Origin of the sequence: Paracoccus sp. JM45 (assembly GCF_003590715.1) — a bacterium.
Lineage (GTDB): Bacteria > Pseudomonadota > Alphaproteobacteria > Rhodobacterales > Rhodobacteraceae > Paracoccus.
This window is the reverse complement of sequence record NZ_QQVY01000023.1, coordinates 18,062-27,177: the sequence shown is the minus strand read 5'-3', so window position 1 is coordinate 27,177 and position 9,116 is coordinate 18,062. Positions and strand designations below refer to the sequence as shown.

Annotated in this window: 9 protein-coding genes and 1 pseudogene; 8 read left to right on the top strand and 2 right to left on the bottom strand. The window is 56.7% G+C overall.

Features of this window, described 5'->3' with window-relative positions; all coding sequences use genetic code 11:
• On the top strand, positions 1 to 263 hold a 263-nt coding region (locus tag DWB67_RS16090; RefSeq protein ID WP_182911629.1), incomplete at its 5' end, for a transposase.
• Between the two features lie 126 nt (positions 264 to 389).
• Here the strand turns inward: DWB67_RS16090 and DWB67_RS18465 are convergent.
• Positions 390 to 566, bottom strand: a pseudogene (locus DWB67_RS18465) (IS5/IS1182 family transposase); the annotation flags it as partial.
• 252 nt (positions 567 to 818) lie between these two features.
• On the opposite strand from DWB67_RS18465, the gene DWB67_RS16085 reads away from it, so the two are divergent.
• Genes DWB67_RS16085 through DWB67_RS16070 form a run of 4 tightly spaced genes read left to right on the top strand, consistent with a single transcriptional unit; the run spans position 819 to position 4,997 of the window.
• A complete protein-coding gene (locus tag DWB67_RS16085) occupies positions 819 to 1,745 on the top strand; it encodes a TAXI family TRAP transporter solute-binding subunit (RefSeq protein WP_220475160.1) in 927 nt (308 codons plus the stop codon).
• A 21-nt stretch (positions 1,746 to 1,766) separates the two neighbouring features.
• Entirely contained in the window at positions 1,767 to 3,644 is a 1,878-nt protein-coding gene (locus DWB67_RS16080) for a TRAP transporter fused permease subunit (RefSeq protein ID WP_119808593.1), read from the top strand.
• Between the two features lie 18 nt (positions 3,645 to 3,662).
• The gene (locus DWB67_RS16075) at positions 3,663 to 4,274 is read left to right on the top strand and encodes a cupin domain-containing protein (protein ID WP_220475159.1); all 612 of its coding nucleotides are present in this window, start codon (positions 3,663 to 3,665) and stop codon (positions 4,272 to 4,274) included.
• Positions 4,275 to 4,304: 30 nt separating this feature from the next.
• The gene (locus DWB67_RS16070; RefSeq protein WP_255418725.1) at positions 4,305 to 4,997 is read left to right on the top strand and encodes a GntR family transcriptional regulator; all 693 of its coding nucleotides are present in this window, start codon (positions 4,305 to 4,307) and stop codon (positions 4,995 to 4,997) included.
• Between the two features lie 33 nt (positions 4,998 to 5,030).
• Here DWB67_RS16070 and DWB67_RS16065 read toward each other — a convergent pair whose 3' ends face one another.
• Positions 5,031 to 5,903, bottom strand: coding sequence for a fumarylacetoacetate hydrolase family protein (locus DWB67_RS16065; RefSeq protein ID WP_119808589.1), 873 nt, complete (start codon positions 5,901 to 5,903; stop codon positions 5,031 to 5,033).
• 132 nt (positions 5,904 to 6,035) lie between these two features.
• Here DWB67_RS16065 and dctP point away from each other — a divergent pair, with 132 nt between their 5' ends.
• The 3 genes from dctP to DWB67_RS16050 all read left to right on the top strand — a co-directional run bounded on the left by dctP (position 6,036) and on the right by DWB67_RS16050 (position 9,103).
• The gene (gene dctP, locus DWB67_RS16060; protein ID WP_255418722.1) at positions 6,036 to 7,073 is read left to right on the top strand and encodes a TRAP transporter substrate-binding protein DctP; all 1,038 of its coding nucleotides are present in this window, start codon (positions 6,036 to 6,038) and stop codon (positions 7,071 to 7,073) included.
• Positions 7,074 to 7,134: 61 nt separating this feature from the next.
• Positions 7,135 to 7,779 carry a TRAP transporter small permease subunit gene (locus DWB67_RS16055; protein ID WP_255418721.1) on the top strand — a complete coding sequence of 215 codons (645 nt, stop codon included), beginning with the start codon at positions 7,135 to 7,137 and terminating at the stop codon, positions 7,777 to 7,779.
• Between the two features lies 1 nt (position 7,780).
• On the top strand, positions 7,781 to 9,103 hold the full coding sequence (locus DWB67_RS16050) for a TRAP transporter large permease (protein WP_119808587.1): 1,323 nt from the start codon (positions 7,781 to 7,783) through the stop codon (positions 9,101 to 9,103).
• Positions 9,104 to 9,116 lie beyond the last annotated feature (13 nt).

The following is a 9,116-nucleotide window of genomic DNA, read 5'->3' as shown; positions in this document are numbered from 1 at the left end:
CCGACCTCCGGGAGGCCTGCGTCACCGCGCATGTCGCACGGAAATCACGATACTCCGCGATCGACGGGCGCACGACCCGACATCAGGGCTATGCCTCATCGATCAAGCATCGAAAGCGGATCGAGGAAGTCTTAGACCGGGCCAAGACCGTCGGCGGCATGGCGCAAACCCTCTATCGCGGCGTCGAACGGGTGCGATCCCGCTTCATCCTGACAATGGCCGCCAATAACCTGGCCCGACTGCCTGGATTACCGGGGGTATGAAGCCGATGGTGGCTGCATGGGGACCAAAAATCTCGGAGCTTCGTTGACCAGAGAAGGCCGCATTCGCTCCATCGGCAGAATAACGTTCCGGCGCGTCGACTAATTCAGCGGCCTGTTAAAGTGGCGGCAGGTCTGGATTGCATCGCCCCTATCGGCCAGTTGACGGCTCCGATACCCTGGTGGAATGGCTTCCCACCGCATCAAGGGATCGAACCAGACGGTCAGCGATTCACGCTGCCTTAGCGCCCGATTTCAGCTTTGCCAGTTAGTGATCTTGTAGGCCATCTTCGGAGGTTTGCTCATACCTTTCGGTTACGACATTAAATTCACGAGATGAATCCTTTGCCTCTTTGTTCAACAAGGCCGAACAAATGTGGATCCCAAACGGCTCACGTCAAACTCAATCCTTTTCTGAAAGCGGTAGATCCGACCAAAGCATGGAACGCAGCGCTGATTTTGCCGAAAGCGCCATGTTACCTCGCTCATCATAAAAAAACGATAATTGCTTTACATAACAATAAAATCGTTTTTTATTAGGTGGGGGAGGAGATTACTATGAATATCATGACACAAGTTGTGGCGACCCTTGGAGTTGCCTGCGGCGTTGCGGCACCACTTGGCGCGGAAGAGCTCAGGATCGGGACTGCCAGTATAGGAGGAGCGTTCTTCCCTGTGGGGCAAACAATCTCGAACCTTGTTAACGCTCGGGCCGATGGCAACTTCAGCATCGTGCCGATCGTTACACAAGGTTCAGTTCAGAACCCGCGATTGGTCAATGACGGAGAGGTCGATTTGGGTATTACTAGCGCCGATCTTGCTGCAGATGCCGTTGCAGGTGAAGGCGCTTATCAGGGAAGTACGATGCAACTTGCGGCATTGGGACCATTGCACCCCAGCATTTTGCACATGATTGTGCCGGCTGATTCCGATATCCATACCTTCGATGATCTGCGCGGCAAACGTGTGGCCGTGGGTCCTGCGGGCGGCGGCACGCTTGGTTTTCTGAACAAGATCATGCCGATTCACGATATGACGATGGATGATATTACACCCAGCTTCCTTAGCTATGGCGATGGGTTCAGCCAGCTTTCGGACGGAAATGTTGACGCGGCGCTTGCTTTATCGGGCTATCCGGCAGCGGCAGTGATGCAGGCTGCTGCCTCTGAAGAATTGCGTATGATCGATCTCAGGCCCGAGAACCTTGCCCAGATTCTGGATCAGAACCCTGCATATTCTACTTTCGATATTCCCGCCGACATCTACGACATGGGACAGGATTCGACCGTCATCGGTGTGACGAACATGCTGATCCTGCGAAGTGATATGGACGATGGGCAGGTTGGGCAAATCGTGTCGGCCATCTATGATCATCTGGATGAATTTACGGCCGAAAATGCTAATGGTGCGCAGATCGACAAGAGCCGTGCAACACAGCTTGCGATCCCCTTGCATCCCGTTGCTGCCGCCTATTTCGGGCAATGATCCACGATGGAGAATAACGCGATGACTGCCCCTCGTATGACAGCGGCGACTAGGGTGCTGACCGTAATCGCCTTCCTGTTCGGAGCCTATCACTTACTGGTGGTTTCGGGCTTGCTCTCGATCTCTACAATGGAGATGCGCCTGACGCATCTGGCACTGGCGTTGACGTTACTGTTTGCGCGCAAGCCCGCAATGCCTGGTCTGGCGGGAAACAAGCTGGCGCGCGGGATCGATCTTTTGTTGATCATTATGGGTCTGGTCGCCAGTGGCTGGCTGTTGATGCGGTGGAAGGCCATCGCCTTCAGCGGTGGCATGACCATGCCCACAGATTATTACGCCGGACTCGTTATTACCGCGTTGGTGTTCGAGGCCGCGCGTCGGGGCGTGGGTGCCATCCTTGCGGGGATTACGCTGGTCTTCTTTATTTACCCGTTCATTAGCCCGTATCTTCCGGGTTTGTTGAACAGCCGTGGGTATGGGTTGGACCGTATTATCATATTCCTGACCACTGATACTCAGGGCATCTATGGCATCCCGATCGGTGTGGCCGCGACCTATATCATCGTCTTTACCATTTTCGGCGCGCTTCTGTCGCGACTTGGTGCAGGCGAATTCTTCTTTGAAGTATCCCGTCGGTTGACGCATGGAATGCGTGCGGCTGGCGCCAAATCTGCGGTGTTGTTTTCTGCCTTGATCGGGATGGTTTCGGGGTCAGCTGCAGGAAATGTGGCCGTCACCGGCACGATGACCATCCCCCTGATGACAAGGGAGGGGTACAAACCCCATCAGGCCGCCGCAGTCGAGGCAGTGGCGTCCACCGGCGGTCAGATCATGCCGCCTGTCATGGGTGCGGCAGCATTTATTATGGCCGAGGTGGTGGGCGTATCCTATACCAAGATCATGGCAACGGGCCTGCTGCCGGCGCTGCTGTTCTTTGTCACGGCCTTTGTTGTAGTGCATCTGCGGGCTATACGCAGCGGTATCGAACCTGCAGCCGATCGGAGCACCGATCCGCGCAGCATGACTCGCGTCCTATTGGATGGTTTCCCCTTCATCGTGGCATTTTCCTTGCTGATCGGGATGATGCTGGTCGGCTATAGCCCGTTCAAGGCATCGCTTTGGGCGATGGGTGCAATCATTATCGGGATCGCTGTGCAGTTTCCCTCACGGATTGCCGCATTGCCGCGTCAGATCGCAGGGGCCATCGTCGATGGGGCGAATGGCGTTGTGACAATCTCGGCTGCCTGCGCTGCAGCAGGGATTATCGCGGGCGTTCTGGGCATGACAGGATTGGGGTCCAAGATCGCCGTGCTGATCGATATGGGCTCGGGCGGCAGCTTGTTCATTGCGTTGCTGCTGACAATGTTCGTGTCAATTATCCTTGGCATGGGACTGCCGACGACCGCGGCCTATCTGATCCTTGCAACTGTGGTGGCACCCGCGCTGGTTAAGATGGGTGTGCCCGTACTGACCGCGCATTTCTTTGTCTTCTATTTCGGCTGCATTTCCACCATTACCCCCCCTGTCGCGCTTGCGGCATATGTTGCGGGGGGCATTGCGGGGGCGGATATCAACAAAACCGGCTGGACCGCCGCCGCATATGCCGCACCCAGCTTTCTGCTGCCATTCGCCTTTTGCTTCGGGCCGGGCCTGTTGCTGCAGGGAAGTATGACCTCCAATATCATGGCCATCGTGACAGGCGGTCTCGGGGTCGCTGCCATATCCGTCGCAGTCGTGGGTGCAATACGCGTGCAGCTGCCTGCCATTGCCCGCATCGCGGCCGCGGGGGCAGGGGTGCTGCTTCTGTTTCAGGACCTGATCAGCGGCATAGCGGGGTTTATGCTTTTGGCCGCAATCTTTGCTTTTTCGGAGCTGCGCCTGCGCGGCACCGCCAGTTAAACAAGAGGATTAATCCACATGGCACGCAACTTCCGTCGGGTTATCACCGGACATGATGCTTCGGGCCGCGCGATCATCGAAAGCGATCAGAACGCGACCCAATATCTGGAACGGCCAAACCGCCCCGGCGTCCGGCTGACCAACTTCTGGCTGTCGGACGGCGCGCCCGCCGAATATGACGGACCGGTTGAAACCTGCACAGGCAATTTCACCCTCCATCCCCCTACGGGCGGCAGCGTCTTTCGCTGTGTGGAATTTCTGCCCGAAGACCCCGAGGTTATGGCCCGCCTCGACGGTCGCGCGGCGTTTGCCGAAATGGGCGCGGCGGCGAACATCGTCGAGAACGCCCGCCACCCCTTCATGCATCGCACTGACAGCGTCGATTACGCGATGGTCATGACGGGAGAAATCTGGATGATGATGGATGACGAAGCGGATGACGTATTGCTTAAGGCCGGTGATGTTGTCGTGCAACGGGGCACAAACCACGCATGGTCCAATCGCGGGACCGAGCCTTGCGTTATTATGTTCGTGCTGAATGACGGCGTGACGCGCCGCGATGCATCAGGGGACAGCGTCAAGGGCATCCCGCCGCGTCCGGCAATCACAGGCGGTATTGATGGTAGTTGAGTTTTCATCCGCATCCGATAAGGAAGGCGCATGACATTGTCTCGCGCCTTACCCAACCCACAGTCTTCGATGACATCGGCCACGCAGACGGCCTATACGGCCATCCAGCGGATGATCGTTACCGGCCTTTTCCCGCCGGGCCAGAAGCTGAAGATCGAGACGTTGAAGGACAGGCTGCAGGTCGGTGCATCGCCCATCCGCGAGGCACTTAGCTTGTTAACTTCGGACCAACTCGTCGAGCGGATCGACCAGCGCGGCTTTCGCAGTGCACCTGTCAGTCTTGAAAATTTCGACGAAATCCTGCGCCTTCGCTGCGCTTTGGAGGATATGGCCTTGCGGCAAGCCATTGCACGCAGCTGCCCCGAGTGGGAGGAGGCCCTAGTCTTGGCCCACCACAGGCTGACTCGCGCCGACGCCGCAGATGACACCGTTTTCGAGGCGTTACACAAAGCTTTCCATATGGCACTGTTGGACAATTCCGCATCACCGATCCTGTTGCGTTACTGTAGTCAGCTTTATGATCTGAATGTCCGCTATCGCTATCTTGCAGGGCGGTCGTTGAACTATGGGAGGCGTGACGTCGGGCGCGAGCATCGAGAAATTCTGGAGGCAGCTGTCGCAGGCGATGCCAACGCAGCGTCAGCCCGTTTGCTGGCTCATTACCAGAAAACGGGGGCGTTCCTGCGCGACAGCGGGCTGGTTCCCGTTACGCCGGACGAATGATAACACGCGCCGGATATTCCGGCGCGCGATTTGTCAGACTGCAGGAGCTTCATCCCTGATCGGGCTGGCACAGATGCCGATGCCTTCAATCTCGACCTCGACCACCTCGCCGGGACGCAGCCAGCGCGGTTCGGGCTTTTTGGCATGGCCCACACCCGGGGGCGTGCCCATCGCAATCATGTCGCCCGGTTCCAATGTTGCAAATTCGGACATGATCTCGATCGTGCGGGCCACGCCCCAAATCATATTGGCCGTGTTCGAGCTTTGCAGGATTTCGTCCCCCACACGGCTCTCGATCTTAAGCCCGGCAGCGCCCTCTGGCAGCTCATCAGGCGTAACGACGAAGGGGCCGATTGCCCCCGTTTGGTCGAAATTCTTGCCCGGTGTCCATTGATGCGTCTTGCGCTGATAATCACGAACCGAACCATCGTTAAAGACGGTATATCCGAAGACATGCGACAGAGCTTGCGCTTGCGGAATATGACGTCCACCCTTGCCTATAATGATCATCAGCTCGGCCTCGTAATCCAGTTGGTCCGAACATGACGGGCGCAGCATTGGCTGACCCGCAGCCATGATTGACTGGCGAGTCCGCATGAACATCGCCGGATAGTCGGGGATTTCGTAGCCGCCTTCCTTGATATGCTCGACATAGTTCAGTCCCAGGCACATGATTTTTCCCGGGTCCGCAATGGGCAAGGCTGGGGTGACAGCCGTCAGCGGCAGCGACGCGGCCGCAGGATCATCTGCATAATCACGCGCACGCCGCATCATATCGTCCGACATGACAATTGCGCTAAGATCGCGCCCCATGCCGTCTATCGCTGCGCTTAGATCAATGGCCCGATTGCCGCGAACAGCGAAAACACAGGTGGTTCCCATATGTGTTCCAACAAGCAGTTTCATCGTTTCCCCTTTCGAATTTTCCTTTTTAATTGACGATAAAAATAAGATGTGTCAATAAATATCGATATTATGTGTGATCGGGTCGGGGAGGACCAAACGGCCGCGCATTCTTAGGGGAGAGGGAAAAATTCTGTGAAACGATCAATCGCAATGATTTCGGTGGCTGCTATTGCTGCCATGAATGTGCTGCCAGCAGGGGCCGCAAATGTCGAAGGCCCGTCGGTTTTCTGGAAGATATCGATTTATGGAAATCCGCGGGCGCTGACCTCGGGGATGGAGGCATTGGCCGAGAAAGTGTCCAGCGAAACCGATGGCATGTTCCAGATACGGATTTTTTATGCCGAACAGCTGGGTCCGGTCCGTGAAAACCTTGATGCGCTGAAGCTGAATGCGATTGAGGGTGCAGGGATCTGCGAATTCTATCATCCTGGCAAAAATCCGGCCTGGACCGTCTTTTCCCTGCCATTCCTGCCGCTTGGCGATCCGGCAGTGGACCGCCAAGTGCGTGAACGCATGTTCGAACATCCTGCTATTGTCGCCGATATGGAGAAATGGAACGCCATTCCATACGCGTCCGGGTTGCTTCAACAGTTCGAACTGATGGGAACCGGTCCAAAGCCGGAAACGCTGGATGGCTGGAAGGGGCTGCGTGTCCGTGCGGGCGGTGGGCTTGGGGATGCGCTGTCACGGCTTGGTGCGACGCCACAAACCCTGTCGGCGCCCGAAACGTTGATCGCCTTCCAGAACGGCACCGTGGATGCGGCGGCCTTTCCGTTCACCTATGCCCATGTCGCCTTCAAGATCAACGACGAGGCCGAGTGGTTCACCTCTAACCTTGCGCCGGGGACCTCGGAATGCGGCTGGGTCCTGAACAAGACCGCATTCGAGGCGTTGCCGTCGCAATATCAGGATCTGCTGATGGATAATCGTGATCTGGTACTGGACACTCAGCAGGCCGCTTATGCTGCCGAGGATGGTAAAAATTTGGCTCTGTTCCGCGAAACTCTGGACGAGATTGTCTATACGGATGAGCAACGCGCCGCCTTCCGCGAGAAAGCCGGCCAACCGGTCTGGAATGATTGGGTCGAAGCGAACAGCGACAAGTTCGACGCGCAAGGGGTGCTTGATGCCCTGTTGACCTATGCCCGGGAGGCTGGCGCTACGCACTGATCCCTGCGTTTCGGGCGCGCCCGCGATGGCGCGTCTCCCATACTTTCGCGAAGGACTTCACATGATACCCGAAGATGCCGCTGTGCAAGGGGCGGACCAAATGCCGGGGCCGATCACCCGTGCTGACCGCTTGCTCGCGCCGCTGGAGGATGCCGCGAATTTCGTAGCGGCGTTCTTTATTTTCATGCTGATGCTGCTGGGCGTTGCGCAGATCGTTCTGCGATCAATCTTCGATTATCCACTGCTGGGATATATCGACATGGTTGAGCTTTCGATGGCCGGGATGGCATTTCTCGGCGCGGCATACACGCAGCGCATGGGCGCCCATATCCGGATGGAACTGGTGGTCGGCAGTCTGCGTGGCCGGTCCTTATGGTTGGCCGAAATTATCGGCACGTTGGTTGGCCTTGTTATTGTCGCTATCCTGATCAAGTTCAGCTGGGACCATTTTCTGCGCGCATACCAGATCGGCGATACGACCATTGACGCGGAGCTGCCGGTATGGCCGTCAAAGCTGGTGGTACCAGTGGCTTTCGGTCTTTGGTTCCTGAGGTTGCTATTGCAATTGGCAGGCCAGATCAGCCTATTTATCGACCCTTTCCGCCGACCCGAGGGTATCATTTTGGCCCGTGATGCCGCTGAAACGGCCCGCGACGAAGCCCATGACATGCTGGATCGCGAATCCACACCCCGAAAGGATATTTGATATGCTGATCGGAATCGGATTCCAGAACCCGTTGCTGGTGGGCGTTATTGGCATAGTTCTGCTTCTTATGCTGGTTTTTCTAGGGGTAAGGGTTGTCTTTGCTGCCGCCAGCGTCGGGTTGCTTGGTCTGATCGAATTGATCGGCTGGGGACCTGCTGCAGGGATTGTGGGGATCGTCCCGCATGCCAAATCATCAACCTACGCTCTAAGCGTGTTGCCGATGTTTATTTTCATCGGCTTTGTGGCCTATCACGCTGGAATGACGACACAGCTGTTCGATGCAGCGCGCAAATGGCTGGGCTGGTTGCCGGGCGGACTTGCGGTATCGACCATCCTTGCAACTGCGGGATTTGCGGCTGTGTCTGGTGCATCGACCGCGACCTCTGCCGTGTTTGCGCGGGTTGCCATCCCCGAGATGCTGCGCTTTGGATATGACCGGCGGCTGGCGGCGGGTGTGGTTGCGGTTGGCGGTACACTGGCCGCGCTGATCCCGCCTTCCGCGATTCTGGTCATCTATGCTGTTATTGTAGAAGAATCGGTGGGTAGGCTGTTACTGGCAGGTTTCCTTCCAGGAATGGTGTCTGCGATGGTTTATTCCGCGATCATTGTCGTTTGGGCCATGCGCAATCCTGAGGCGGCGCCTGCTATTGGCGGGGTCACTTGGTCCGAACGCGCATTGGCGCTGCCGCCGCTAATCCCGATCGCGCTGGTGGTGATGATCATCATTTCTGCTATGTACCAAGGCTGGGCCACACCGACCGAGGCAGGCGCGCTTGGCGCTGCTATCATCTTCGTCGTCGCTGTCGCCCGGGGTGCGCGCGCACAGGCTATCTGGTTGTCTCTGATGGAGACAGCGAAATTGACAGTGATGATCTTTTCGCTGATCTGGAGCGTGACGATTTTTGTACGTTTTCTTGGATATTCGGGCGTAGCCGAGGCATTTGCTTCATGGATCGTTACACTGGACGCCCCGCCATTGATCATAATGATCTGCATCCTGCTGGGCTATGCCGTGCTTGGTATGTTTATGGATGCGATCGGAATGTTGTTGCTGACACTACCCGTTGTCTATCCGGCGGTGATGGCCCTTGGATACGATTCCATCTGGTTCGGCATAATTGTCGTCAAGATGGCCGAAATGGCACTGATAACGCCACCCATCGGGCTGAACTGTTTTGTCGTTAATGCCGTCCGTCCCGATATCGCCTTGCCCCAGGTATTCCGCGGAGTTCTTATATTCTTCGTGGCGGATGTCATTACGATCGGCATTCTATTGGCATTTCCGGATATTGTCACATGGCTGCCAGACCTTATACGCAACTGAAACAAGGACTATC

What these genes read in the sequence shown, in the direction of transcription:
- DWB67_RS16065 (WP_119808589.1), bottom strand. Translation starts at nt 5,903, where the DNA reads ATGAAACTGCTTGTTGGAACACATATGGGAACCACCTGTGTTTTCGCT.
- DWB67_RS16085 (WP_220475160.1), top strand. Translation starts at nt 819, where the DNA reads ATGAATATCATGACACAAGTTGTGGCGACCCTTGGAGTTGCCTGCGGC.
- DWB67_RS16055 (WP_255418721.1), top strand. Translation starts at nt 7,135, where the DNA reads ATGATACCCGAAGATGCCGCTGTGCAAGGGGCGGACCAAATGCCGGGG.
- DWB67_RS16080 (WP_119808593.1), top strand. Translation starts at nt 1,767, where the DNA reads ATGACTGCCCCTCGTATGACAGCGGCGACTAGGGTGCTGACCGTAATC.
- DWB67_RS16070 (WP_255418725.1), top strand. Translation starts at nt 4,305, where the DNA reads ATGACATTGTCTCGCGCCTTACCCAACCCACAGTCTTCGATGACATCG.
- DWB67_RS16075 (WP_220475159.1), top strand. Translation starts at nt 3,663, where the DNA reads ATGGCACGCAACTTCCGTCGGGTTATCACCGGACATGATGCTTCGGGC.
- DWB67_RS16050 (WP_119808587.1), top strand. Translation starts at nt 7,781, where the DNA reads ATGCTGATCGGAATCGGATTCCAGAACCCGTTGCTGGTGGGCGTTATT.